27 protein-coding genes are annotated in these 24,302 nt (G+C 64.9%); 8 read left to right on the forward strand and 19 right to left on the reverse strand.

What is annotated here, in order from left to right; translation table 11 throughout:
• Nucleotides 1-336: 336 nt before the first annotated feature.
• Nucleotides 337-1,521, forward strand: coding sequence for a glycosyltransferase family 4 protein (locus tag C3Y92_RS01150; protein WP_129348701.1), 1,185 nt, complete (start codon nucleotides 337-339; stop codon nucleotides 1,519-1,521).
• A gap of 115 nt (nucleotides 1,522-1,636) precedes the next feature.
• Here C3Y92_RS01150 and C3Y92_RS01155 read toward each other — a convergent pair whose 3' ends face one another.
• From C3Y92_RS01155 to C3Y92_RS01165, 3 genes are all read right to left on the reverse strand, one after another.
• Nucleotides 1,637-2,791 carry a Fic family protein gene (locus C3Y92_RS01155; protein ID WP_129355744.1) on the reverse strand — a complete coding sequence of 385 codons (1,155 nt, stop codon included), beginning with the start codon at nucleotides 2,789-2,791 and terminating at the stop codon, nucleotides 1,637-1,639.
• 89 nt (nucleotides 2,792-2,880) lie between these two features.
• A complete protein-coding gene (locus C3Y92_RS01160; protein ID WP_129348703.1) occupies nucleotides 2,881-4,104 on the reverse strand; it encodes an ABC transporter permease in 1,224 nt (407 codons plus the stop codon).
• A 9-nt stretch (nucleotides 4,105-4,113) separates the two neighbouring features.
• Nucleotides 4,114-4,500: a winged helix-turn-helix domain-containing protein gene (locus tag C3Y92_RS01165; RefSeq protein ID WP_129348705.1), complete on the reverse strand. Its 387-nt coding sequence runs from the start codon at nucleotides 4,498-4,500 to the stop codon at nucleotides 4,114-4,116.
• A gap of 138 nt (nucleotides 4,501-4,638) precedes the next feature.
• On the opposite strand from C3Y92_RS01165, the gene C3Y92_RS01170 reads away from it, so the two are divergent.
• The 4 genes from C3Y92_RS01170 (at nucleotide 4,639) to C3Y92_RS21650 (ending at nucleotide 8,629) form a co-directional block, all read left to right on the forward strand.
• On the forward strand, nucleotides 4,639-6,021 hold the full coding sequence (locus C3Y92_RS01170) for an MATE family efflux transporter (RefSeq protein ID WP_129348707.1): 1,383 nt from the start codon (nucleotides 4,639-4,641) through the stop codon (nucleotides 6,019-6,021).
• 2 nt (nucleotides 6,022-6,023) lie between these two features.
• Nucleotides 6,024-6,908 carry a DUF2156 domain-containing protein gene (locus C3Y92_RS01175; RefSeq protein ID WP_129348709.1) on the forward strand — a complete coding sequence of 295 codons (885 nt, stop codon included), beginning with the start codon at nucleotides 6,024-6,026 and terminating at the stop codon, nucleotides 6,906-6,908.
• Nucleotides 6,909-7,075: 167 nt separating this feature from the next.
• A complete protein-coding gene (locus C3Y92_RS01180) occupies nucleotides 7,076-7,462 on the forward strand; it encodes a response regulator (protein ID WP_015863004.1) in 387 nt (128 codons plus the stop codon).
• Nucleotides 7,463-7,651: 189 nt separating this feature from the next.
• Entirely contained in the window at nucleotides 7,652-8,629 is a 978-nt protein-coding gene (locus C3Y92_RS21650; RefSeq protein WP_129348711.1) for a 4Fe-4S binding protein, read from the forward strand.
• A gap of 126 nt (nucleotides 8,630-8,755) precedes the next feature.
• Here C3Y92_RS21650 and C3Y92_RS01190 read toward each other — a convergent pair whose 3' ends face one another.
• The gene (locus C3Y92_RS01190) at nucleotides 8,756-9,703 is read right to left on the reverse strand and encodes a sulfite exporter TauE/SafE family protein (RefSeq protein ID WP_129348713.1); all 948 of its coding nucleotides are present in this window, start codon (nucleotides 9,701-9,703) and stop codon (nucleotides 8,756-8,758) included.
• Nucleotides 9,704-9,926: 223 nt separating this feature from the next.
• Between C3Y92_RS01190 and C3Y92_RS01195 the strand changes: the two genes are divergently transcribed.
• The gene (locus tag C3Y92_RS01195; protein WP_043601289.1) at nucleotides 9,927-10,781 is read left to right on the forward strand and encodes an amino acid kinase family protein; all 855 of its coding nucleotides are present in this window, start codon (nucleotides 9,927-9,929) and stop codon (nucleotides 10,779-10,781) included.
• A 434-nt stretch (nucleotides 10,782-11,215) separates the two neighbouring features.
• On the opposite strand, the gene C3Y92_RS01200 is transcribed toward C3Y92_RS01195, so the two are convergent.
• Nucleotides 11,216-11,428 carry a hypothetical protein gene (locus tag C3Y92_RS01200; protein ID WP_129348715.1) on the reverse strand — a complete coding sequence of 71 codons (213 nt, stop codon included), beginning with the start codon at nucleotides 11,426-11,428 and terminating at the stop codon, nucleotides 11,216-11,218.
• An 85-nt stretch (nucleotides 11,429-11,513) separates the two neighbouring features.
• Here C3Y92_RS01200 and C3Y92_RS01205 point away from each other — a divergent pair, with 85 nt between their 5' ends.
• A complete protein-coding gene (locus C3Y92_RS01205) occupies nucleotides 11,514-11,858 on the forward strand; it encodes a helix-turn-helix transcriptional regulator (RefSeq protein WP_015862999.1) in 345 nt (114 codons plus the stop codon).
• 85 nt (nucleotides 11,859-11,943) lie between these two features.
• On the opposite strand, the gene C3Y92_RS01210 is transcribed toward C3Y92_RS01205, so the two are convergent.
• The 9 genes from C3Y92_RS01210 to C3Y92_RS01250 all read right to left on the reverse strand — a co-directional run bounded on the left by C3Y92_RS01210 (nucleotide 11,944) and on the right by C3Y92_RS01250 (nucleotide 20,959).
• Nucleotides 11,944-12,687, reverse strand: a complete 744-nt coding sequence (locus C3Y92_RS01210) for a hypothetical protein (protein ID WP_129348717.1) — start codon at nucleotides 12,685-12,687, stop codon at nucleotides 11,944-11,946.
• Between the two features lie 117 nt (nucleotides 12,688-12,804).
• Nucleotides 12,805-13,047: a hypothetical protein gene (locus C3Y92_RS01215; protein WP_129348719.1), complete on the reverse strand. Its 243-nt coding sequence runs from the start codon at nucleotides 13,045-13,047 to the stop codon at nucleotides 12,805-12,807.
• Between the two features lie 13 nt (nucleotides 13,048-13,060).
• On the reverse strand, nucleotides 13,061-14,539 hold the full coding sequence (locus C3Y92_RS01220; protein ID WP_129348721.1) for an AAA-type ATPase lid domain-containing protein: 1,479 nt from the start codon (nucleotides 14,537-14,539) through the stop codon (nucleotides 13,061-13,063).
• Between the two features lie 215 nt (nucleotides 14,540-14,754).
• Nucleotides 14,755-15,744 carry a hypothetical protein gene (locus tag C3Y92_RS01225; protein WP_129348723.1) on the reverse strand — a complete coding sequence of 330 codons (990 nt, stop codon included), beginning with the start codon at nucleotides 15,742-15,744 and terminating at the stop codon, nucleotides 14,755-14,757.
• Nucleotides 15,745-16,050: 306 nt separating this feature from the next.
• Nucleotides 16,051-16,686: a TetR/AcrR family transcriptional regulator gene (locus tag C3Y92_RS01230; RefSeq protein ID WP_129348725.1), complete on the reverse strand. Its 636-nt coding sequence runs from the start codon at nucleotides 16,684-16,686 to the stop codon at nucleotides 16,051-16,053.
• A gap of 160 nt (nucleotides 16,687-16,846) precedes the next feature.
• A complete protein-coding gene (locus C3Y92_RS01235; protein WP_129348727.1) occupies nucleotides 16,847-17,632 on the reverse strand; it encodes an ABC transporter permease in 786 nt (261 codons plus the stop codon).
• Entirely contained in the window at nucleotides 17,629-18,552 is a 924-nt protein-coding gene (locus C3Y92_RS01240) for an ABC transporter ATP-binding protein (protein WP_129348729.1), read from the reverse strand. The genes C3Y92_RS01235 and C3Y92_RS01240 overlap by 4 nt, the downstream gene beginning before the upstream one ends.
• A gap of 92 nt (nucleotides 18,553-18,644) precedes the next feature.
• The gene (locus C3Y92_RS01245) at nucleotides 18,645-19,334 is read right to left on the reverse strand and encodes a hypothetical protein (protein ID WP_129348731.1); all 690 of its coding nucleotides are present in this window, start codon (nucleotides 19,332-19,334) and stop codon (nucleotides 18,645-18,647) included.
• Between the two features lie 134 nt (nucleotides 19,335-19,468).
• Entirely contained in the window at nucleotides 19,469-20,959 is a 1,491-nt protein-coding gene (locus tag C3Y92_RS01250) for a DEAD/DEAH box helicase (protein WP_129348733.1), read from the reverse strand.
• Nucleotides 20,960-21,280: 321 nt separating this feature from the next.
• On the opposite strand from C3Y92_RS01250, the gene C3Y92_RS01255 reads away from it, so the two are divergent.
• Nucleotides 21,281-22,156 (forward strand): DMT family transporter, encoded by an 876-nt coding sequence (locus tag C3Y92_RS01255; protein WP_129348735.1) that lies wholly within the window; start codon nucleotides 21,281-21,283, stop codon nucleotides 22,154-22,156.
• Nucleotides 22,157-22,217: 61 nt separating this feature from the next.
• Here C3Y92_RS01255 and C3Y92_RS01260 read toward each other — a convergent pair whose 3' ends face one another.
• The 5 genes from C3Y92_RS01260 to C3Y92_RS01280 all read right to left on the reverse strand — a co-directional run bounded on the left by C3Y92_RS01260 (nucleotide 22,218) and on the right by C3Y92_RS01280 (nucleotide 24,277).
• A complete protein-coding gene (locus C3Y92_RS01260; RefSeq protein ID WP_129348737.1) occupies nucleotides 22,218-22,637 on the reverse strand; it encodes a BrnA antitoxin family protein in 420 nt (139 codons plus the stop codon).
• Nucleotides 22,612-22,893 (reverse strand): BrnT family toxin, encoded by a 282-nt coding sequence (locus C3Y92_RS01265; protein ID WP_129348739.1) that lies wholly within the window; start codon nucleotides 22,891-22,893, stop codon nucleotides 22,612-22,614. The genes C3Y92_RS01260 and C3Y92_RS01265 overlap by 26 nt, the downstream gene beginning before the upstream one ends.
• A gap of 182 nt (nucleotides 22,894-23,075) precedes the next feature.
• Nucleotides 23,076-23,396 carry a hypothetical protein gene (locus C3Y92_RS01270; RefSeq protein WP_129348741.1) on the reverse strand — a complete coding sequence of 107 codons (321 nt, stop codon included), beginning with the start codon at nucleotides 23,394-23,396 and terminating at the stop codon, nucleotides 23,076-23,078.
• A gap of 96 nt (nucleotides 23,397-23,492) precedes the next feature.
• The gene (locus tag C3Y92_RS01275) at nucleotides 23,493-23,978 is read right to left on the reverse strand and encodes a GNAT family N-acetyltransferase (protein ID WP_129348743.1); all 486 of its coding nucleotides are present in this window, start codon (nucleotides 23,976-23,978) and stop codon (nucleotides 23,493-23,495) included.
• Nucleotides 23,975-24,277 (reverse strand): type II toxin-antitoxin system TacA family antitoxin, encoded by a 303-nt coding sequence (locus C3Y92_RS01280; RefSeq protein ID WP_235669567.1) that lies wholly within the window; start codon nucleotides 24,275-24,277, stop codon nucleotides 23,975-23,977. Before C3Y92_RS01280 ends, C3Y92_RS01275 begins: the two co-directional genes overlap by 4 nt.
• Nucleotides 24,278-24,302: the final 25 nt, after the last annotated feature.

Here is a 24,302-nt window from a genome sequence, read left to right on the forward strand (position 1 = left end):
CGGACCCCCTGATTGTCTGCGGCGGGCGGGCGAGCCGACAGGGGGGCCGGGAGGTGTCGGCGGACGCCGAAGAAGGGGCCGGAATCGCGCCCGGCGATGCCGCCGCTGGCGCGGCAGGCTCGCCGGACCCGATTCCGGCCCCTACCACGCCACGGCCCCCAAAGCGGGGCCGTAGGGATAGCATTTTTGCTGACAGGATAGGGATGCCCGGAACCTGGGCATCCCCCATAGAGAAGTTTTTGGGGAAGGAGGGGGCTCGGGGGAGGAAACCCCTTTTTTCAAAAAGGGGTTTCCTCCCCCGATTCCTCTTCATTCTTTCCTCATAAGGACAAGCATATGCGTATATTCGTGCCGGCGATGGGGCGGGTGAACACGAAGAATCGGGACGGCAGCGAGGTCAGGTTCGCCGAGATCGCCAAGCGGTGGCTGGCGGCCGGCGTGAAGCTGGAGCTGTTGTTGCCGCGCCGGGAGATCGGCGTGCTGGAGTCCCAGGGCGTGCGCGCTTCCTGGCGCGTGCATTGGGAGCCTTTTACCAGCGAATCCGACCGGCTGTGGAACGTGCTGGCCGTGTATTTGTGGCGGATGCTGACCTGTCCGCTGGCGCGGTATCCCAAAGGCGTGGACGCGGTTTACGCGCCGTCGGACTTCTTGTTCGACTTGCTGCCGGCGCTCTTGTGCCGTTGGCGCAATCCGGCGGCCAGGCTCGTCGTGTGCGTGTTTCTCATCGCCCCCAACCCCTTTAAGGGCTACGAGAACGTCTTTGGCGGCAAGTGGAAGCTGCCGTCGGTGCGCGGGGTGCTCTATTACTGCGCCCAGTGGTTGAGCGTCTGGTTGGCACGAAAAAATGGCGCGACCATGCTCGTGCTCAATTCCCTGGACAAGGATTCGCTGATCGCCATGGGCGCGGACCCGGCCACGGTGCATGTGGTGACCATGGGCGTGGACGCCGGCTTTTTCGACGGCGTGGACGCGGCGGCCGACACGCCGCGCTATGACGGCATTTTCCTGGGCCGGCTGCATCCCCAAAAGGGGCTTTTCGATCTGGTGCGCATCTGGAAGCGGGTGTGCGAGAAGCGTCCCGGCAGCCGCCTTGGGGTCATCGGCGGCGGCAGCGATTGGTGGTTTGGCAAGCTCAAGCAGGAGATCGCGGCGGCCGGGCTGACCGGCCAGGTCGATTTGCTCGGGTTTCGTCAGGGTGAGGACAAGGTGCGGCTGTTAAAGGCCGCCGGCGTGTTCCTCATGCCCAGCCACTACGAGAGCTTCGGCCAGGTGGCCGTGGAGGCCATGGCCAGCGGTCTGCCGGTGGTGGCCTACGATCTGCCGATTTATCGAGAGATTTTCCCCACCGGCATGATCAAGACGGCCCTGGAGGACGAGGCGTCGTTTGCCGCCGAGGTGTTGTCCCTGCTGGCTGACCCGGCCCGCCGCGAGGCCGCCGTGGCGCAGGCCCGGGCCCGCGCCGCCGTCTTCGACTGGGCGGCCATCGCCGAGCGCGAAATGGGGTTTGTGACGCAGCGGTAGGGCGATTGGCGACCGGTCACGACTCGCGTTTCAGGGATGCGTGATTTTTTAAGAAAATTGGTGTGTTAAATTCTTTGCCTGGGAAAAGCCCTAAGCGCTTTTCGCGGATGCGACACTAACGGGCGTCGTCGATGAGCCGGTAGCGGGTGCCCGTTTTACAGATCAGCCCGAGGCGTTCCAGATTCTTGATGTCGCGCCGGATCGTTTTGTCGCTGACCTGTCGATAGAGCAGCGTAAACGGACTTGTCTGCCTGAGATCGTGGCTGTCAAACGCCGTGTCGCCGGCGGCCAGGAGCAGTTCGATGAGCTGATGCTGGCGCGGGGAAATCTCTCGGGTCTGGTTCTTGAGATACGCGACATAGTCGCGATAGAGCAGCGGTTTGACCCCCGCCACGAGGCGCTCCCGGAGTTCTTCCAGGCCGGCGCGCAGGGAACGGCAATAGAAATCCAGGAACGGCTGCACGCTGTCGTCCGTGCTGTGTTCCGATTTCGAGAACGCGATGTAATAGTCGTGGATGTCGCGGTAATAGGCGTTCCAAAGTATGCTCGGTATATGCCGATAGCCGGCCGCCGCCAGGATCATGGCCTCGATCATGCGGGCCGTGCGCCCATTGCCGTCCCGGAAGGGATGGATTTTCGCCAGATGGTAATGCGCCAGGGCCGCCCGAATGACCGGATCGGTCAGCAAGAGCGCCTCGCCGTTTATCCAATCCACGAACGCCGCCATGAGCGTCTTGATGTCTTCCAGAATTTTCGGGGGCACATAGGTGCCGCCATGTTCCGGGTTGCCGACTTGCACGGGCGTGTTGCGATACAGTCCCGGTGAGATGGACGCGTCGTTGACGCCGATAGTGATGGCGGCGTGGACTGCCTTGATAATACCCTCGCTGAGCAGAAAGGGTTTGGCATTCTTGGCTTTATTGGTAGCGAGGATGAACTTGTCGTGGGTAGCCTTGAGATTGAGGATTTCCCGCTCGAAATCGTTGGCGGCCGTTGTCGAACCTTCTTTTTCCAGCAAAGCGCCCACAGCCTTTTCGTCCAGGGGATTGCCTTCCAGCGCCGCCGTGCTGAAGATGGACTTGCGGATCAGGTCGGCGTCGAGAAACGCCGCCAGATGCGGCGGTGTCGGCAATGAGGCGATGATGTCGTAGCAGGCGTGGAAGACCTTGAGTTCGGTAGCGATGTTGTCTTGATCGAAGCGGCGGGAGAAGACGAAATTGCCGGACTTGAACGTCAGGACCTTGTGGATTTCCTGGGCTGTCGTGGGCATGATTTTGTCCAGCTTAAAAGTAATGAAATCGTACTTATAAAATTATTCATGTCCTTTGTTTTGTCCAGAAGATTTGTCCCTCCCAGCCATCATTCGTCCCGCAGCACCGCCAGCACCTCGACGTTGGAGGCCTGCCAGGCCGGATAGGCCCCGGCCAGGATGCCCAGGGCCGCCGAGCCGATAAGCGTGCCGCCGATCAGCGCCGGATGGTAGACGCTCGGGAAATCCCCCACCCGGTAGACCACGGCCAGCACGCCAAGGGCCACCACCGTCCCTGCCGCGCCGCCGGCCGAGGCCATCATGCCGGATTCGATGAGAAACTGGCGCACGATGTCTTTTTTACGCGCTCCCACCGCCCGCCGGATGCCGATCTCCAGACGCCTGGCCCGCACGAGCAGGATCATGATGGAGAGGATGCCCAGGCCGCCGATGCCAAAGGACAGCGACGAGCTGATGAACCCCAGGGTCTGCACCAAGTCGAGCGCCTGCTGCTTGACCTCCATGGTGTCCTTGGCGGTCAACACCTTGAAATCGTCGGGCTGCCCCTTGTCGGTCTTGATGTCGTGGCGCTTGCGCAGGATGTGCACGGCGGCTTCCCGGGCAGCGTCGAAATCCGCCCCGTCGGCCAGGCGCACGTACACCCCGTGGATGTAGGTCTTGTTGGACATGCGCCGCATGAAGGTGGAAAGCGGCACGAAAATCTGTTCGTCCTGGTTGGCCCCGGACACGTCCGAGCCTTTTTCCTCCATGACACCGACAACGGTGAGCCGGGCCCGGAAGATGAAGACCGACTGGCCCACGGCCGCCTCGGCCGTGCCGAAAAGCCGCCGGGCGATGGCCGGCCCCAGGGCGCAGACCAGCTCCTTGTCGTCTTCCTCGGCTTGGTCGAAAAAGCGGCCGTACTGGGGCGTGGCGCCGCGTATGGACGGATAGGCCGGCCAGGTGGCCACGAGCTGGCACATGACCTTTTTGTCGCCGGCCCGGATGGGCATGGGGAAGCTGAGAAACGGCACGCCGTCCACGGCCGAGGGCAGCCCGCGCAGCAGGGCCACGGCGTCGGGGAGCTTCAAGTTGGTGTTGCCGGCGTCGGGCCGGATGTCGCCCCGGCGGAAACGGATGTTGCCGGTCATGGCCATCAGCAGGTTGGGCCCGAGCTTTTCCGTCTCGATGACGGCCTTACGCTCCATGGCCAGGGTCACGTGCAGCACGCCCGTGAGCGCGAACGCACCGAGAAAGACCCCGAGCATGGCCAGGACCGTGCGCATCTTGTGGGTCGCCAGGGACTTCAGCGCGATACGCAGGCTAAAAAGCACCGGCAGGCCTCAGGAAGAAGAGGGGGCTTTGGGGTGTTCTTCGTTGTACGGTTCGGTTGGCCAGGGGAAAAGCTCCTTGGCCCGGGCCACGGCAAAGGCTTCCACATCCTTGTGCCAGACGCGAAAAAGCTGCACCAAGTCATGGCCAAGGGGGGTCAAGCGAAAGCCTTTTTTGGGGCCCGAACGCTCCACCAGCGGTTCGCCGATGACGGTTTCCGTCTGCTTCATGCGGCCCCAGGCGGCGCGGTAGGACATGCCCATGGCCGAGGCCGCCTTGTTGAGCGACCCCAGTTCCTCCACAAGTTCGAGAAGTTGAATCCGGCCCAGCCCAAGCAGCATGCCGTCTCCGGTTTCGAGCCATAAATGCAGCCGCTGCACGGCCTTGATCGTGTGCATCCGCTTTCCTCACGAGTCCGCTCTGGCGTTATGTCAAAGCTGTCTTATCCTTAGCCGGCCGCTGTTGCCAAGGGGGAGTTGACCGCGAAGGCCGGCTCCCGTATCGCCAGACGCCTTGTGCGCGACGGCGGAGGTTGCATGGAGAAAAAAAGCGGACTGCTGGCCGCCGGTGTCGGCTTTGGGACCATCTGGTCCCTGGCCTGGCCGCAGATCCTCATGATGTTTTTGACGTTTTGCATCGGTTTCGTCGACGTCTACGTGGGCGGGCGCATCGACCGGGAAACCCAGGCGGCGGTGGGCGTTTTGGCCCAGGCCATGTTTTTTTTCCAGGTTGTTGCCGCCGCCGTGGCCAACGGAGCCGTGGCCGCCGTCAGCCAGTCCGAGGGCGCGGGGCGTCTGGCCAGGGCCGGGCGCTATGTCTGGCTGTGCCTGCTGGCCGGGGTGGCCGCCTCGGTGGCCGTCATGGCCCTGGGGCTGGTCTTTCGTGACGCCTTTCTCGGCTTGCTCCAGATGCCGGCCCCCATCTGGGACACGGCCCGCTATTTCCTGACCGTGTTGTTGCTGCTGCTGCCCATCCAGTCGTTTTTCATCATCGCCAACGCCCTGTTCCGGGCGCGTCGGCTGGTCATGACGCCGCTTTTTGCCTGGGGCCTGGCCGCCGTGCTCAATACCCTGGGTGATTTCGGCTTTGGCCTGGGACGCTTCGGCCTGCCGGACTTCGGCTATGCCGGCGTGGCCTGGAGCACGTTTATTTCGGTCACGGCCGGCATGGCCTTCAACCTGGCCGCGCTCATCCACGTCGGCATGCTGCGGCGCGACCAGTTCCCCTGCTGGCGCTGGGCGCGCTGCGCCAGCCGCTATCTGCTGCGGGTCGCCTGGCCGTCGGGGCTCATGCAGATCGTGTGGCACACCGGCTATTTGCTCCTTTTTTCCGTGGTCGGCTCGCTGCCCACGGGCAGCGTGGCCGCCCTGGCCGGCATGTCGGCCGGGATGCGGCTGGAATCGATACTCTTTTTGCCGCCCATGGCCTTTAATTTCACGGCCTCCATCCTGGTCGGCAATTTGATCGGAGCCGGCCGGCCCGACGAGGCCCGGCGGGTGGGCTACCGCATCGCCTGGGCGGGCGTGGCCGCCATCAGCCTCATGGGGCTTTGCCTGTGGCCGTTTCTGCCGGCGGCGGCCGCGTTTGTCTCCCCGGACCCCGAGGCGGCGGCCCAGGCGGTTTCGTATTTGCGATACAACGTCGCGGCCATTCCCTTTACCGTGGCCGGTCTTATTCTCATCGGGGCCATGACCGGGGCCGGGGCGACGCTTTTAACCATGTTCGTCACCGGCGGTTCCGTCTGGCTTGTGCGGTTGCCCTTGGCGTTTTTATTGGGGCATAGCCTCCTTGGCCGGGCCGAGGGGGTGTGGATTTCCATGTTCGTGTCCCAGGCCGTGCAGTCGCTGGCCTGCCTGGGGGTGTACCGCTACGCGGATTGGACGCGTTTCGGCATGGGCGGCGGCAAGACGAGGAAGTAACGATGCGAGAAGGTTTTGAGGCCATTTCCCTGGAGCGGCGCGACGAATACCTGGAGCGCCTGGCAAAGTGCCCCGAGAAGGTTTCGGACTACAGCTTCGGCAACCTCTGGGGCTGGGCCGAGGAATACGGCCTGTCCTGGCGGTTTGGCGAAAGCCATGTCTGGATCTTGCAGACTAAGCCCTATGAAGTCTTTTGGGCGCCGGTGGGGCCGTGGACCAACGTCGATTGGAGCGCCTGCCCGTGTCTGGCCCAGGGGCTGGACTTCATCCGGGTGCCCGAGATGTTGTGCGGCATCCTCTCCGACGCCATGCCCGACCGGGTGACCACCCAGGAGGCCCGGGACCACGACGACTACGTCTACAGCGTGCCCGAACTGGTGGAGCTTCGCGGCAACAAGTTCCACAAGAAGAAAAATCTGCTCAGCCAGTTTCAGCGGACCTACGACTACGAATACAAGCCGCTGACCCCGGATTGCGTGGAAGAGACCCTGGAACTGCAGCGTCAGTGGTTCGCCTGGCGTGATCCCGAGGATTCCGGGGCGCTTTTGGCTGAAAATCAAGCAATCGTGCGGGTGCTCCAGAGCTGGGACCGTTTCCCGGGCCTTATGGGCGGGGCCATCCGGGTGGACGGCGAGATGATCGCTTATACCGTGGCCGAAGCGCTGACCCCGGAAATGCTGGTGATCCACTTCGAAAAAGGCCGGCCGGGCTTCAAGGGCGTGTATCAGGCCATCAATCAAATGTTTCTGGCCGATGCCGGAACGCCCTACGCCCTGGTCAACCGGGAGCAGGATCTGGGCGACGAGGGATTGCGCAAGGCCAAACTCTCCTACAACCCCTGCATGTATCTCAAAAAATGCAAGGTTTCCGTGGCGGCGGCCGGATAAGGCTGCCCCGGCCCGCGTCCGGCACGGATAGGATCGGTCGCGCGCATCGACGCGACAGGGCGGTTTTTTGCTGTTGCAGTGTGGGTTTGGCTTGCCTTTTCGGGCAAAACAACCAACATTGGTCGGTGCTGTTTTGTTGCTGATCCTGTACCGGTTGGGGCGAAAGCATGAATAAGACGCTTCGTATTCTCGTCGTTGACGACTCCAAGGTCATGCGCGGGGTGCTGCGCAAGATGCTCGGTTGTGACGGAACCGAAGTGCTGGAAGCCCACGACGGCAAGCACGCCCTGGAAGTGCTGGCCGTCGAGCCGGTGGACTGCGTCATCTCCGACTGGAACATGCCGCGCATGAAGGGCATCGATCTGTTGCGCCAGGTCCGGCAGGACGCCGCCCTGGCCCACCTGCCCTTTGTCATGGTCACGGCCGAGGCCATGGCCCAGAACGTGGCCGAGGCCGACGCCGCCAGTGTCAGCGCCTACCTCACCAAGCCCTTCACCGCCGAGGACCTCTGGACCACCCTGCGCGGCATCCTGCCGGGGGCCGCGTCGGCTTGACGCCCCGCCCGAGCTTGCCCCGGCGCAGGCTCGTGTCGCCCCTGGCGAGAAATCCATGCCGTTTCCTGCCAACAGGTGAAAGCCGGGAGCTCTTCTCAAAAATACCGTCGTATTTTTTGAAAACCCAGGACCGCCCGCCGCCAAACCTATTCTTTCCTGCCGCACCGTCAGCCAACCAAGGTCTCACCCATGTCGTACCGTATTTCGCCCAAGGCGCTGCTGCGCCTGCCGCAGTGGTTTTTCTTCTTGGCAACGGTCTATATCGGGGTGGAGTTCGCCCGCTTCTGTCTGTCCGTGACCGCCGGCCAGGCCGGCACGGTGGCCCGCCCGGCCGGCGTGGAAGGCTTTTTGCCCATAAGCGCCCTGCTTGGGCTGCGCCGGCTGCTGGCCACCGGCTCTTTTGATCCGGTGCATCCGGCCGGGTTGTGGATTCTTCTGGCCGCCCTGGCCATGGGGCTGGTCTTTCGCAAAGGCTTTTGCGGCCATGTCTGCCCCGTCGGCTTCCTGGCCGCGCGCCTGGGCCGTCTGGGCCAGCGCCTGGGCCTGGCCCGAAGCCTGTCCCCGCGCCTGGACGCCGTCCTGGGCCTGCCCAAATACCTGCTGCTGGCCTTTTTCCTCTTCACCACGTTCTTCGGCATGGACTTGGCCGGCATCGAAGCCTTCCTGCGCTCGCCCTACAACATCACGGCCGATGCCCGGATGCTGCTGTTTTTCGCCCACCCCAGCCTCACCGCCGTCGTGGTCCTGACCGTCCTGGCCCTGCTCGGGCTCGTCTATCGCGGCTCGTTTTGCCGTTGGCTGTGCCCCTACGGCGCGCTGCTCGGGCTGCTCGCCCGTCTTGGCCCCACGACGCTCACTCGCGACGCCGATGGCTGCACCGGCTGCGGCCGCTGCCGCGCCGCCTGTCCGGTGGATCTGCCCATAACGGCCGGTCCGCGCCCCATGACCTGCTCGGGCTGCGGCTCCTGCGTGGTTGCCTGCCCGCGCCGGACCTCGGCCGTGCGCTTTGCCTTCGCCGGCCTGCCCGCGCCCTGGTGGCTGACGGCCGCCGGCTCGGCCGGCGTCTTCGCCCTGGTCTATATCGCGGCCAACGCCTTGGGCCTGTGGCAAAACGCTCTGCCGCCGAACATGCTGGCCCGGCTCTACGCCATGGCCCTGGGCGGCTGACGCTTCAGGCACACCGTGGGGGCCGTCGCATCCACAAGGCGGATTTGTTGGTCCTCCGCTGGCCTCCTGTCTATTCCGCTCGGGCATGGCCTGAAATCCCGGCCGTTTGCCCGGGTGAAATGCCGGTTAGCGCAGAAAGTCGACCGTGTACTTGATGCCCGTGTACAAGAGCACGGCCACGAGAAAGAGCTTGATGTATTTCGAGGGAACGAACTTTTGGCAGCGAGCGCCCAGATACATCCCGCCCATGCCGCCAAGGCCGAAAAGCAAGCCCAGCATCCAGTCCGGGGCAACCGACATTGTCGGATAAGAGAACGCCAGTATTTGATAGAAAGCGACGCCGGCGACAGAGGTGACAAACGTGCCCATAAGGGCTGCTCCGGCTACGGTATAAACGGGCAACTTCCAGAAGGAGATGAAGAAAGGGGCCACGATGGAGCCGCCGCCAATGCCGTAAATTCCTCCCACGATGCCCACGATGAAGCAGAGGCTGAAGACGCCCATGGTCGAGACTGTATAAGTTTCTTCGTAAAACGAGTAAGATAGCTGCTTTGCGGTGAAAGACAACACGCGGACAGAGGAGGCGGGGCCGTCGGCGTCCTGGCGTCCTTGGCGTCGGGCCACGGCCTGGGCCTGGAACTTCTTTTCGTTGGCCGCCGCCGCGCCCTTGTCGGCGCTGGAGAAAAACAAGCTTTTGACCATCCGCGTGCCGATATAGAGCATGACCAGACCCACAAACAGCTTGAAGTCGCGCGGGTCGGGCAACCAGGTCACGCGCACCACCGCGCCGATAAGCACCCCAGGCAGCGTGCCGACGATAACCATCCAGGTTAGCGGCCAGACCATGCGCCCCTCTTTCACATAGCGGTAAACGCCGCTGGGGATGGCCACGATATTGAAAAGTTGGTTGGTGGCGCTGACGGACGGGTGGGTATAACCCAAAAACGACATTTGAAAGGGCAGCAGGAGAAAGGCCCCGGATACGCCTCCCATGGAGGTGAAAAAGGAGATGGCAAAGGCGACGACGGGAGGAAGCCAGAGCGCGGTCTCGATTCCGGCGGTCGGGAAGTACACGGGAGCCTCCTGAATTTAACTCACACCGGTTTTATAATATACGTGTCAGTGACGTTTGCCAAGCCGGTGGGCAAAGTTAAATGCCAAGGCGTCTTCCCCCTTATCGAGCGCGGCGGCGGGTGTCACGGTTTGCTCCTGCCGACGTTGCCTCTTGCGCGCTATGCTCTCCAAGGATATACCGACAATTGTCCTATATTCAAACAAATCGAAGAGAGAGGGCGCAATGAGCAAACTCATCCGTGAACAGGCCGAAGGCGGCCGCCTGCATATCGACTCGCCGCTCATGGGCGAATCCCTGGTCAGCCGGGCGCTTTTGGCCACCCAGGGCCAGCGCGAAGTCTTCCGTATGCACCCCGACGTGAACGTGCTCAAAATCGGCGGCCAGTCCATCATGGACCGGGGAGCCAAGGCCCTGCTGCCAATCCTCGACGAACTGCTCAAGGCCAAGGAACAGCACAAGATCATCCTCATGACCGGCGGCGGCACCCGGGCGCGCCACATCTACAACATCGGCCTGGAACTCGGCATGCCCACGGGCGTGCTGTCCAAGCTCGGCGACAAGGTGGCCTCCCAGAACGCCGAAATCCTCTCCGTGCTCCTGGCCAAGCACGGCGGCGTGCGCATCGGCCACGGCGACCACCTCGAACAGCTCACCATGTTCTGCCAGCTCGGCTACCTGCCCATCACCCCGGGCATCCCGCCCTACGGCTTCTTCGAACACCCGGCCGAGGAAGGCATGATCCCGCCGCACCGCACCGACTCCGGCGCGTTCCTTCTGGCCGAAAATATCGGCGCGAAATCGCTCATTTACCTCAAAGACGAAAAGGGCCTCTACAGCGACGATCCCAAAAAGGCCAAAGACCGCGAAAAACTCGAATTCTACGGCCGCATCTCCGTCAGCGAACTGACCGCGCTCAACCTCGACGACCTCATCGTGGAACGGCCCGTGCTGCGCTTCCTCAAACACAGCAAGGTCATCAAACAATTCCAGGTCATCGACGCCCTGCGCCATCCTGAGCACATCCTCGCGGCCCTCAACGGCGAACACGTCGGTACCATCGTTTATAAAGACGAGTAGAGAAGAGAAGACGAAGAGCGGGCTCTGCCCGCACCCGCCGGGGGGCTCAGCCCCCCGGACCCCTGGCCTGGGCGGCAGGCGGGTGGAAGGGCGGACGGCGGCGGGCAGGCTGCGCCGTGGCGCTGCGCGCGAAGATGGGGTCGGGATTTTGGCTGGGAATCTCGGCGCAAAAGCGCCGTTATTCCCAGCCAAAATCCCGACCCCACCCGGGCTCTCGGCCCCGAAGACGGGGCCGAATGGATAGAGAAAGAGCGACAGGATGGCTTGCCGATGAAAGGCTCTCTCCTGGCTCCCATTGGCTTGGGGGGCGTTTTGGCGGCGAGGGCTTCCCTCGCCGCCAAAACGCCCCCCAAATCAAGGGGGTCCGGGGGGGATTATCCCCCCGGCCGCCGGAGGCATCTTCCTCTTCTCTTCTCTTGTCTTCTATTCTTTCTCTACTCTTCCACCTTCTCGCCGCCGACGCCGGCGGGGTCGGTGGGCAGGTAGACCACTTCTGCGCCGATTTCCTTGGCAATGGCTTCGAGTTCACGCTTGCGGATATGTTCGGCGAAAAACTTGATGTCGCCCTGGGCGGCGACTACGCGGAAGCGGGGCTTTTTCTCGCCTTTTTCGATTTTGCGGCGTTCGCGGGCAAAGATCTTGGCCATGGCGTCCTCCTGGGGGCACGCGCCCTCGGTTGATGTTAAGATTAACCTATGTGCTTGACGTATATATGTCAAGGGGTGTGAAGCCATGTCGGAAAAAGCGGGGCCGGGTAAACAGGACCGCTACATGCAGCCGTCGATCCTGATGGCGTTGCTGGACGGCCGGTCGCACGGCTATGAGCTGTTGCAACAGATTGGCGAGTATGGATTTTTGAAGGGCGACGCGCCGCCGGGGATGATTTACCGGCACTTGCGCCAGATGGAGGACGAGGGGTTGGTGGCGTCCCAGTGGGACGCGTCCGGGTCTGGTCCGGCCAAGCGGGTGTACGCGATCACGGACGAGGGGCGGGAGGTTTTGGACGCCTGGGTGGGCTACATGGAGCGCCACGCCGCCAGCCTGCTGGCTTTCGTGGAGCGCTACAAAAAACGGTAAGGCCTCTTCCCGCCGAGGGGTCCGGGGGCTCAGCCCCCCGGCGGGCGCGGGCAGAGCCCGCTCTGGTCGTGCTGTTTTCCTTCCCTTAAGCCGCCTTGTCCCGGCGTTTGGCCAGGGCGGCGACCCAGCGGCCGTCGCCGTCGGCGCGCACTTGCAGCACGGCCTGGCCGGCCATGAGCGAGGGCCGCAGCCAGCCGCCGGTGGCCACGGTATGGCCGGGCAGCGGCGTGAGGGGGTCGCGGTCCACGCTGGCCACCTGGATGCCGCGCGCCAGCAGGTCGCCCACGGTCACGGTGTTTGGCAGGGAGCGCATGTCGCCCAGTTCGATGAACCGGCCGCACCAGCCGTGGCGAGTGAGGCCGATGGCGGCGGCCGCGCCGATGATGCCGTCATTGGTGCCGCCAAGGCCGGCCAGGAACACCCCCGAGGCGGCGGCCATGGCCTGGTCCTGGCGCATGACGCCGCCGTTGCAGGCCAGGGCGAAGCCGACCAGGGCGTCGGATACGGCCCGGCGTTCGGCCAGGCACACACCCGGATCGCTGCCCTCCGGGGCGCATTCGGTCAGATAGGCGGCGGCGCGGTCGAAAAGAATCCGGCCCAGGGACGCATCGTCGGTTTCGATGACGGCGCAGGCCGAGCTGTTGTTGCTGGTGAAGGGGATTTCCGGCCGTTTGGGCAGTTGGTGGCGCAGCACGGCGCGCAGCCGGTAGGTTTCGGGCAGGGTGTCGCAGAAATCGCGGATGGTGCGGCCGGTGCCCTTGGGCGACGTCTTGGTGTCGGTGTCGTCAAAGCCCAGGTAGAAAGTGAACACGTCCTCGCGGGTGGTCATGGCTGCTCCTTGGGGCGAGCCGCCGCGCTCGCCGATTGGAGGGCCTTTTACCATGGGCCGTTGGGTCGGGCAATGCTAACTGCTAAAAATAACTTGTATTATTTTTAGCACAAATGGCTAGCGCCCCTTGCCCCCGCCCGGCGGCAGGGTTTCCTTGCCCGTGACGTGGTTCATGGAAAAGCCGTTTTGGTAGATCACGCCCGTGGCCGTATCCATGACGTATTCCTGCTCACCGTTGGCGATATATTGGAAACGCCCGACGTTTCGCCCCTCGCCGTAGAAGAACAGGAAGCAGGCCAAGGCGGCCAGCACGGCCAGTTTGAAGGCGATGTCGATAAAGTCTCTGAGTCCCTGGGGCATGGCCGGTCTCCGATCAGACGTCTTCCTCGCCCTCGCGGGCCAGGCCGTATTTGCGGATGCGATAGCCGATCTGGCGCAGGGTCAGCCCCAGCTCCCGGGCGGCCCGCGACTGCACCCAGCCGTGGCGCTCCAGGGCGTTTAAGACCTGCTGGCGCTCCATGTCGCGCAGTTCGGCCGCGTCTTCGGGCAGAACCGGCGGGCGTTCGCCCTCGGCCAGCACCTCGGGCGGGATGTCGGCGATGTCGATGCGCTCTTCCGGGGCGGTCACGGCCAGCCGCGAGGCCATCAGCTCCATCTCGCGGATGTTGCCCGGCCAGTCGTAGGTCTCCAGTGCCCGCAGCGCCTTGGACGTGAGCGTCATGCGCCGGCCGCCGCGCGCGGCTTCCACCGAAAAGAGATGGTCCAGCAGCGCGGGAATGTCCTCGGGCCGCTCCCGCAGGCTCGGCACGCGGATGGCGGCCAGGGTGGCCACGGCAGTCAGTGCCGGGGACAGCGCCTGTTCGCTTGGGGCCTGGAAGGCCAGCCGCGCCGTGCCTCGGCGCTCCCGGCCGCCGCCCAGGCGGGTGTATGTCCCGGCGGCCAGGTAGGCCGCCAGACGCTGGGCCAGCTCGGGAGGCAGACGGTGGGCGTCCTCGATGAGCACCATGCCGCCCTCGGCCTCTTCCAGAAGCCCCGGGCCGCTGCCCCCGGCATAGCCCCGCGCGCCGCCGAAAAGCCGGCGGCCGGCTTTGGCCGGGTCGGATTCCTCCCCGGCCGCGAACACCGTAAACGGGTGCACCGCCCGGGGCGAAAGCTCATGGATGAGCCGGGCCAGCACCGCCCGGCCCGAGCCGTCCTCGCCGACCAGGGCCAGCGGCGCGTCGGACAGGGCCGCCCGGTCGGCCTCGGCGCGCAACTGCCGCATCACCGGGCTTTGGCCGTCGGAAAACACATGGCGGTAGCGCAGCGACACCTTGGAGCGCAAAAACGTCAGTTCCCGGGTGAGGGCCGTTCCGCGCGACACGGCCACTCCGGCCATGTCCGCCAGCCGGCTGATAAGCCCGGCGATAAGCTCCGCCGCGCGCAGTTCGTCGGCCAGGGAGGCCTGGCCGCCAAGGAGCGCGTCGGCAAAAAAAACGCCCGCGCCCACGCCGCCCACCACCACCGGCGCGGCCAGCATGGCCGCCTCGTCACGGGCCACCGCCACCTCGCCGCTCTTGTCAGCCGCAACCGCCGCCGCGCCGCGCCGCAGCACCCGCGCCCGGGCCGCGTCCTGGCCGCGCTCCAGCGTCGCCGACAGGATAAGTCCCATGTCCGGCGACCCCAGGCTGGCCCGTATGGCCGGCCGTTCGTCGGCGTCGAGCAGCACCACGGCGGCATGGGTCAAGGCCGGCGTCTCGGCCAAAACAGCCAACAACCCGGCCAGCACGGCGTCCAGGCTGCGGCCTGTGTCCTCGGCAAGGGCCAGACAATCCACGGCCCGGCGCAGGACGGCGAAACTCACGGCATCCATAAAAAATCGATCTCCCTGGCAACATCTACACGGCGCGGCAAAACGCTCGCGTCCGTGCCCTTGTTCCCGTTTTGCCGCCGGGAAGTCAATGCCGCGTGAGGGGGGCAGGTGGGGAAGGAATGGGGGAGGGGGAGGCCTCCGGCGGCTGGGGGCCTGAGGCCCCCAGACCTCCCGAATGAAGAAAAGTCAAAGGGTTTTCGACGTGGAGGCGTTCGCTAGAACGACCAGCCCAGGCGCAGGGACGCGCCGGGCGCGCCGCCCGTGTCGTAGCGCTTGAGCTGGGAACCGCTCTCCCGGTAAAACGTCATGGTCCCGGGCAGGGCGTAATGCGCGCCCAGGCTGGCCTTCAGGCCCGCCATGGGCGTGAGGTCCACGAAAAGCCCGGCCCGGGGAGCGAAAAACGCCGCCGTGCCCTGGGGCGCGGCCGGATTGTCGTCGGCCAGGTGGTAGTGGGCGCCGTCGAGTTCCCCGGTCAGGCGCAGGGTCCACCAGGAGCCGCCCCGCCAGCTCGCCTCGGTGCGCGGCAGGCCCAGGTTCACGATGATGCCGGTGTCGGCAGGGGCTTCGTAGCGCAGGGCAACTATGGGCACGGGCTGGACATCCACCGGCGTGAGCGACGCGCCGCCGCCCAGGGTCAGCAGCCAGCTTCGCCCCATGGGCACGACCAGACCGGCCATGGCCGTGCCGCCAAGCCCTCGTAGGTCGGGGGAGTCTTCGTAGCCGAGATCGCCCCGCAACCCCAGAAATCCCGACACGTCGGACCACAGGCCGCCCTGGACGGCCAGCCCGCCCTCGAAGCGGGAGAGGTTTTTAAACGGGGCGCGCCCGCCAAAGGGCAACCGCCCGGTCCGGGTGAAGTCGTACTGGCCGGTCTCGAAACCCATATCCAGGGCCAGAAGGTCGGTTTCGTAATAGGCTCGCGCCTCTTCCCGGGCCATGGAAAACCGCGCCTTGGACACGGTTTGCGGCGCGGTCCAGCCGCCGCCGGCCTCGATGCGAATCTTCCCTTGCTCGTTTTTGGCCGCGTTCATGTCTTCCAGATCGCGCGCAAGCCCCGTGCCGGCTTCGTCGGCGGCCCTGGCCTCGCCCAGAACGGCCAGCAGCAAGGCGGCCAAGAGCAGCCCCAGCCCCAACAACCACGGCCCAAATACCTGCCCGCGCTGCCCGGTCGGCGTCACGTTTTCCCGCGTCAGTTCGTCCGTCATGGCCCTTCTCCTTGCCGGCCGGATCCGGGCTGGCCGGGTCTGGCGCGGATTTTGTCACCTTGCGGTGACATTAATTCCCCCAAAAAGGGCGCAGGCTGCGCCCGCTGGCCGCTGCGGCGGCTTTGGCCGGCTGCGCCGGCCGCATTGCCGTAGGTGGCCTAAACAACCGTCGTTTCCGTCAAGAACAGCGGCGCGCTATCTTCCCAACCGACCGACCAAAAGACTCACTCGCGTCGTCCCCTTGAACACATTTCCCATATGGGGGGTCCGGGGGCCTCAGGCCCCCGGCCGCCGGAGGCCTCCCCTTCATCCCAGCACGGCGAGCACCATGCGGTCGAGCATGGCTTCAACGCGTTCCCAGGTGGCGGGGTCGTCCAGGGGCAGACCGGCGAAGATCGGTTCGCGGTCTTGGCGCACGGCCAAGTGGTTGATGGCCGCGCCGATCAGCACGTGCAAGGCTGGCAGATCGATGTCCGGCCGCTGCACGCCCTCGCCGGCCAGGGCCAGGATGGCCGCGCCGGCTTCGGCCCGGGCCGTGTCCAGGGCGTCGGTGAGCTCGTTTCTCTCCAGAAACCGCCAGGCCAGGATTTCCCGGGTCAGCGGCCGGGAGCGCACGGCCCGCAGGTAGTTGCGCACGGCCAGGGACATTCGCTGGGCAAAGGGCAGGGCCAAAAAGGCCTGGCGGTCGCCGCCGCACAGCTCGTCGAGGTCGGGCCAGAAGCCGCCCTCCCGGGCAAAGGCCGCCACCAACCCGGGCAACCCGTCGAAGTAGCGGTAGATGAGCACCTTATCCACCCCGGCCTCCCGGGCCACGGTGTTGACGCCCACGGCCTGGAAGCCCTGCCGGGCCAGCACCCGGCCCACGGCTTCGATGAGCCGGCGCTTGGTGGCTTCCCGGTCCTTGGCCGTGGCGGCGGAGGTTTTGCGGGCTGGAGCGTTCATGGCTGCTTGATAGTCACCGACAAGTGACATTGTCAACGGGTTTCTGCCTCACGGGCAAGACGGTTTCGGGACGACCGCGAGCCGTCGGTGGTCGGAGCATGGGGAAGGGCACTGTTTGCGCGGTTTCCAGGCGGCAAGGCATCTTCCAGCCTCCAGTAGCCTACTTTACCAGCCGCCGCCGCATGCCGGCCAGGGACAGGGGAATGAAGATGGCGGCGCAGGCGGCCAGGGCCAGCAGGTGCCAGAGGGAAGAGGCGTCGAGCAGCCCCAGGCAGGCCGAACGGGTGAGTTCGGCCAGATAGTAGAGCGGCAGGCCCTGGGCCAGGCCCGAAGCCCAGGCCGGCAGGCCGGTCAAGGGGAAAAACGTGCCGGAAAACAGGAACATGGGCGTGATGACCAGGAAGATCGGCAGGTTGAACATGTCGATGGACGAGGTGACGCTGGTGGTGGCCATGCCCATGGCTCCGAAGGCCAGCCCGCCGAGGAAGGCGATGGGCAGGATGGCCAGGGCGTGCAGGCTTGGGACGTAGCCGAGAAGCGCGATGACCACGAGCATGAGCACGGCGGCGATGACTGCCCGGGTCGCGCCCCAGACGATCTCGGCGATGATGATTTCTTCGACGGTCAGCGGCGTGGCCAGCAGGGCGTCGTAGGTTTTCTGGTAGAACATGCGCACGAACGAGGCGTAGGAGGTCTCCAGAAAGGCCTGCCACATGACGGTGGCCGCCAGCATGGAGGGGGCGAAGAACTCGGTGTAGGACAGGGTCTGTCCGTTCCAGTGGACCTCTCGCACCAGCCCGGAAAACCCCAGGCCGAAGGCCAGCAGGTAAAAGACCGGCTCCAGCATGGGCGGCAGGAAGTTGACCGTCCAGATGCGGCGGTAGACCAGCAGGTTGCGCCGCCACACGGTCCAAAAAAGCCAGGTAAAGCGGGGATCGGCGTTCATTCGCGAAGCTCCCGGCCGGTTGCGCGCAGGAAAACGTCTTCCAGGGTGGCCGGCCGCAGAAAGCCCGACTCGGCGCAAAAGCGCTCGCGAAGGGCCAAAAGCGCCGCCTTGTCGTCGCCGTAGACAATGAGCCGGCGGCCCGAGCGGTCAAAGCGCGCCCCGGCGGCGGCGAGATGGTCGGCCATGGCCGGTTCCGGGGATTCCACTTCCAGGGCGTGGCGTCCGGCATGGGCGGCCACCAGCCCGGTCGGGTCGCCTTCGGTGACCACCCGGCCGTGATCGATGATGCACAGCCGGTCGCAAAACCGCTCGGCCTCTTCCATGGCGTGGGTGGTGAGCAGGATCGTCATGCCCTGGCGCTTGAGGTCCAGCAGCCGGTCCCAGAGGGTGTTGCGCGACTGTGGATCAAGGCCGGTGGTGGGTTCGTCGAGGATGAGCAGTTCCGGCCGGTTGACGATGGCCCGGGCGAGCATGAGCCGGCGGGCCATGCCGCCGGAGAGTTCCTCGTACTGGAAGCGTTTTTTGCCTTCCAGGGCGAAAAAGGCCAGCAGTTCCTCGGCCCGGGCCTTGGCCTCGGCCCGGGGGATGCCGAAATAGCCGGCAAAGACGAGGAGGTTTTCGAGCACGCTCAAATCCGGGTCCAGGGTGTTGCCCTGCTGGCAGACGCCCAGGCGGGATTTGATGCGGCGAAAGGCCGTGGCGATGTCCTGGCCGAACAGCCGGATCTCGCCGGAGGACCGGGGCGAGAAACCGTAGATCATGCGGATGGTGGTGGTCTTGCCTGCGCCGTTGGGGCCTAAAAGTCCGAAGCATTCGCCCCGGGACACGGCAAAGCTCACCCCGCGCACGGCCTCGAAGTCGCCGTAGGCTTTGCGCACGTCGGTCAGTTCCAGAACCGGTTCAGCGGATGGCGTCTGCATGGCGGCATGGTACCCCAGGTCGGAGGTTCACGCCAGTGCTCCATGACGCTTTGCCATGTCCCGGCAGGGCGTTGGGGGCGTTTGCACCCTGGTCAGTCCTTGGCCGTTACGTCCTTGTCCAGGCGCAGGGAGCGGCGGAAGCGCTTGTCCAGGGTCTCCTCGAAGAAGTCCTGGAGCACCCGGCGGTATTTTTTCAGGTAATACTGGCGGTCCAGGAACTTGTGCTTGTCGCGCCATTTGATGAGGGTGGAAGGGTTGAAGTAGGCCACGGCGTTTTTGGGGGTAAGGACAAAGGGCGGCAGGCCCTCTTGCACGAGGATGTAGCTGGCAACCAAGGCGCCGGTGCGGTGGTTGCCTTCCAAAAACAGCTGGGGCTGGCTGACCGAGAGCACGTAAACCCCGGCTGCCCGGCGCGGGGCGGCCTTGTGGCGCTTGGCCTCGCAATAATCGGCGATGGCCCCGATGCCGTTGGCGAAGCGACGGCGCGTTTCCAGCAGATGGGAGCCGTATTCCAGGCGCAGGCTGTCGTTTACGCCGCACAGCACGATGTGGTTGAGCTCCAGGATATGGTCGAGGCCCGAGGGCGAGAAGACTTCCACCCCGTCTTCCAACAGCTGGTCCACGTAGGCGTAGCCTTCGAGCAGATTGGCGATGATCTGGTCGGTAAGCGGCTCGCGGCGCATGAGGAGCTTTTCGCTGATGCGGTCGAAATTGGCCTGCACCTCGCGCAGCGAGGCTTCGATGCGGTCGAGATTGAGGCGGTATTGCTTGTGGCTGCTCATGGCGGTCCTTGTGGGGCGGGAGGCGCACGCCCGGGGTTTTCGGGTGTGCCGTATGACCGCGTCCTTTGTCTACCACCAACAAAAAAGCCGCCCCGGCGAACCGGAGCGGCTTGTCAATGCGTGTTTATGCGGCCCTAGGCGGCGGAAGCGCCGTCGTTGTAGGCGCGGCGGGGGCGCTGGTTGCCCGAGCGGTTGTCGGCGCCGCCAAGGCCGAAGGTGGAGCGGCGCTCGTCGGAGGGCTGGCGCTCGGTGCGCGGGCGGTCGGACCGGGGACGGTCGGCCGCCGGGCGGTCGCTGCGCGGCCGGTCGGAGCGGGGACGGTCGTCGCGGGCGCTGTCGGCGCGCGCGCCTTCGGGCCGGGGGCCGCGGGGACGGTCGCCGTAGGGGCGGTCGCCCTGGCGCTGACGGTCACCGTAGCCGCCCTGGCGGGGCGCGCCGTAGCCCTGGCGGGGCCGGGCAGCATTGCGCGGGGCCGGAGCGGAGCGGCGGAATTCGCCGGGCTCGGGCTCGAAGCCTTCGACGTTGCGGCGGGGCAGGGGCTTTTTCATGTGGGACTCGATGGCCCGGACCATGCCCATGTCTTCGCCGGTGACGAAGGTGTGGGCCTGGCCGTCGCGTTCGGCCCGGCCGGTGCGGCCGATGCGGTGGGTGTAGGCCTCGGCGGTGTCCGGGATGTCGAAGTTGACCACGTGGGCGACCTGGGAGACGTCGATGCCCCGGGCGGCGATGTCCGTGGCCACCAGCACCTGGAAGGAGCCGCGGCGGAAGCCGTCCATGGCGATCTGGCGCTGGCGCTGGGACAGGTTGCCCTGCAGGCAGGTGGCCTTGTGGCCGGAGCGGCACAGCTGCAGGGCCAGATTCTTGGCCCGGTGCTTGGTGCGGGTGAAAACGATCACCGATTCCTTGCCGGCTTCGCCGAGCAGGTGCAGCAGCAGGGGGGCCTTCTGGTTATGGGAGACCGGGTAGATGGCGTGCTCCACGGTGGACAGCGGGGCCAGATGGCCGATGCGCACGGTGACCGGGTCGGTGAGCGTCTCGCCGGCCAGACCGGAGATGGCCGGGGGCATGGTGGCCGAGAACAGCAGCGTCTGGCGCTTGGCCGGCAGGGCGGCCAGGATGCGCTTGATGTCCGGCAAAAAGCCCATGTCGAACATGTGGTCGGCTTCGTCGAGGACCAGCGTCTCCAGGCCGTCGAAACGGACGTTACCCTGGTTCAAATGATCCAGCAGCCGGCCCGGGCAGGCCACGATGACGTCCACGCCCTGGCGCAGGGCGCGCACTTGGGGGAACATGCCCACGCCGCCGTAGATGACCGTGGCGCGCAGGCGGGTGCCGCGCATGAAGTCCAGGGTGGAGCGGAAAATCTGTTCGGCCAGCTCGCGGGTGGGGGCCAGGATGAGCGTACGGGGCGACCGGGTGCGGGCCGGGTTGGTGATGAGGCGATGCAGGATCGGCAACAGGAAGGCGGCGGTCTTGCCGGTGCCGGTCTGGGCCAGGCCCATGAGGTCGCGGCCTTCCATGACATGGGGCACGGCCTCGGCCTGGATGGGCGTGGGGGTTTCGTATCCGGCGCGCTTGATGTTGGCGATCAGGGAATCATGCAGGCAAAAAGAGTCGAAGCTCAAAAGGATATCCTTTGGCAGAAGTGAGTCCGCGCAACAAACGGTTTCGCGCGCGGGGGCGATCGGGCGATGCGAGAAACGGAAGCTGCGGGCCGCGTCAGGATCGGAAGATCGGGGCCTTTGGCCATCGGGGGGCGTTAAGCGTTCCGGGTGGGGGCGACGGGTTTGCAGCGAGACCGCGTCGCGGGAACGGAGCCCAGGGGCCGATGTCATGCCAAGACGTCAGAATACGGATTTGCGCGGGATTGTCAACTAGCCGAATCGGAAACCGCCTTGGTTTTTTTGCGGGAAGCAGGTAGGCCATCGGAAACCCGGGGGTTTTGGATGCAGGATCAAAAAAGGGCCACCCGCTACGGCTTGGCCACCGTGGCCATGTGGTCCACCGTGGCCTCGGCCTTCAAGCTGTCGCTGGCACATCTCGCGCCGCTGCAGCTGCTTTTCCTGGCCAGCCTGGCCTCGTGCCTGACCCTGGCCGTGGCGCTGGCCGCCACCGGCGGCTGGTCGCGGCTGGCCGCCTTCACCCCGGCCCAGTGGCGGCGCTCGGCCTTTCTCGGCGCGCTCAATCCCTTTTGCTACTATGCGATTCTCTTCGCCGCCTACGACCTCTTGCCGGCCCAGGAGGCCCAGCCGCTCAACTACACCTGGGCCGTGACGCTCTCGCTTCTGGCCGTGCCCATGCTCGGCCAGAAGCTGCGCCGCCGCGATCTGCTCGCTATTTTGGTGAGCTATTCCGGCGTGGTGGTCATCTCCACCCACGGCGACATCCTCGGGATGCGCTTCGCCAGCCCCCTGGGCGTGGGGCTGGCCCTGGCCTCGACGATCATCTGGGCGCTGTATTGGATCTGGGGAGCCAAGGACGACCGCGACCCCGTGGCCGGGCTTTTGGCCAATTTCCTGTGCGCCCTGCCGCTTTGCGGGCTGGCCATGGTCCTGGGGCCGGGCCTGCCGCCGGCCGACTGGCAAGGCTACGCCGGCGCGGCCTATGTGGGCGTGTTCGAGATGGGGCTGGCCTTCGTGACCTGGCTCACGGCGCTTAAATGCGCCGAGAACGCCGCCAAGGTGGCGAACCTGATATTTCTGTCGCCGTTTCTGTCGCTGCTCTTGATCCACTTCTTCGTGGGCGAGGCGATTTTGCCGTCCACGGTGGTCGGGCTGGGGCTTATTTTGGCGGGGCTGGGGGTGCAGCGGGGGCGGGGGTGAGCCAGGATTGGAGCAACGGCCGAGGAACAAGACCCCGGCGAGGGACCGGGGCCTTTGTGATTTACTTTGAGCAAGCAGCCTTGGTTATGCGGCTTTTACGGGCATGCACGGCTTGGGCCTTGGTCGGCGAGGTCTTCTTGGCCTTGGGTGGGTTCCCTACCTGGCTTTGCATGTATGCCGTGAGCAATTCGCCTATGAGCGTCTGGTAGCCTTTGCCGTGACTTCTGTACCAATTCAAGACTTCGGCATCGAGGCGAATGCTGATGGCCTGTTTGGGCTGTTTCTGCTTCATGAGCGCCGCAATATCATCGATGTTGGCAAACTTTGCTTTTGCAAAATCGAATTCCTCAGTGCCATCTTCCCGAGCCATGGCCTCAATTTCTGCATCGGTAAAACGGCTTGCCCGTTCCAAGTCGGACTTGACCGGCTCGCTGGCTAACGAGTCAAGGTCCTTGCTAACGATTTGCGCTTTCTTTTTCATAAGAGATCCTCTCCTTGCGATTGGCTGGGCGCATGGATATTATGCGTATAGCCTCGCCGCGCAGGCAGAAGGTGAAATGTACTAATTGTTTTTGCAGCATCCCCAGAGCGTTAAAGCGCGCTTCGGGGTAGGGACAGCGCGTATCCTGTTGCACAAGTAGCGTCTCGCCGTCCAATATGTGCCGTATGTCCTCGAAGTCCAACCCCCGCGTTTTCAACGTCGCGTCGCGCTTGTTGGGGTCGTACTCGATTTTCATGTCTTATTTGTATATACAAATTGGATATGCGTCAAGGGTGTTGAAAGACAAATCCTCGGAATCGTCCCGTTGAGCGTCGTTAATGTTGTCTTGGCTCCCGGGGCTGAGGCTGTTCTCAGGTAGGCCGCTTCGGCCATAGCCTCCTCGGGTCAAGGACCGGCCCATGGCTACGCCGGCTGCCCTTACTGCAAGACCACCCACCGATCGTCGATCTTTTTGAGGCGCAGGGTCGTCTGTCGTGCCCCGCCCACGGACAGCGGCCCCAGGGCGGCCGAGGACACGATGGTGACCGTGGCTTCGTAGACGCCATCGGCCTTGCGCTCTTTCTTGTCGACCACGAAACGCTCGATGGTCATGGTGTTGCTGAGCAGGCCGAGGATGTCGTTGCGCTGGATGGCGGAGCGGAAAGCCAGCTCCACCTCGGCGTCCGAAGGCCCGCCAAGGGAGCAGGCGGCCAAAAGCGCGAGACAGGACAGGGCGACGGCGGCGGCGAGGTGTTTCATAAGTGCAGAATTGCGCCGTGGTCCCCGCGAAAGTCAATGAGGGAGAAGCCGGGAGGGAAGTCCGCCCCCGGCTTGTTTCCGATGACAGCCCAAAAGCTAAGGAAGTTTTCGGATCGTCCCCAAGGGCAGGAGCAGGCAAAGGGGGCGGCTGGGCAGCTCCAGGAATCCGTGGTGCCTATAGAATGCCGCCGCCTGGGCGTCCTTGGCGTCCACCACGATGGAGAAGCCTGGCGCTTCGGCGCGAAGCGCCCGCTGTATGGCGTCGGCGAGCAGGACGCCGCCGAGGCCTTGGCCTTGATGGCGGATGTCCACCGCCAGACGGCCGATTCGTATGGCCGGCAAGGCCGGATAACGCGGCAGGCGTCGGCTCAGGGATGGGGGCACGTCACTGAAGGGAACGCTGGCGCTGGAGAGTGTGTAGTAGCCGAGGAGCCTGTCCTCACGCAGGGCGACGAAGCATCGGGCTATAAGCCGTTTGGCGTCCTGGGTCGCCTGGATGTGGAAATACTGGTCCAGGGCCGGGACGCCGCAGGTGAACGCTGCGCGGTCAAGGGCTGAATCAAGGGGGAGAACGCGGATCATTCTTCCGGCGCGACCATGCGACGGTGGCGTTCAAAGGCCCGGACAAGGGCGGGGGCCGGCTCGGGCGGGTTGAGTATCGCTTCGGCCACCCGGATTTGGTCTTCAACGGAAAGTCGTATGATCTCCATGTCTTCAATGGTCTTTCTTGCGGCTTCGCTGGCGGCCGCCACAACAAAATCCGTCAAGGTCCGCCCTTGCAGTTCGGCGGCTCGCTTGAGCATGGCATGCACTTCGTGCGGGAGCCGGGCTTCCAACCGGGCGGTAGGCGTTGCGGGTTTCATGAAACACAGATACGGCATTTTGCCGTACCGTCAAGAGTTCTGT

Source organism: Solidesulfovibrio carbinolicus (assembly GCF_004135975.1).
Lineage (GTDB): Bacteria > Desulfobacterota > Desulfovibrionia > Desulfovibrionales > Desulfovibrionaceae > Solidesulfovibrio > Solidesulfovibrio carbinolicus.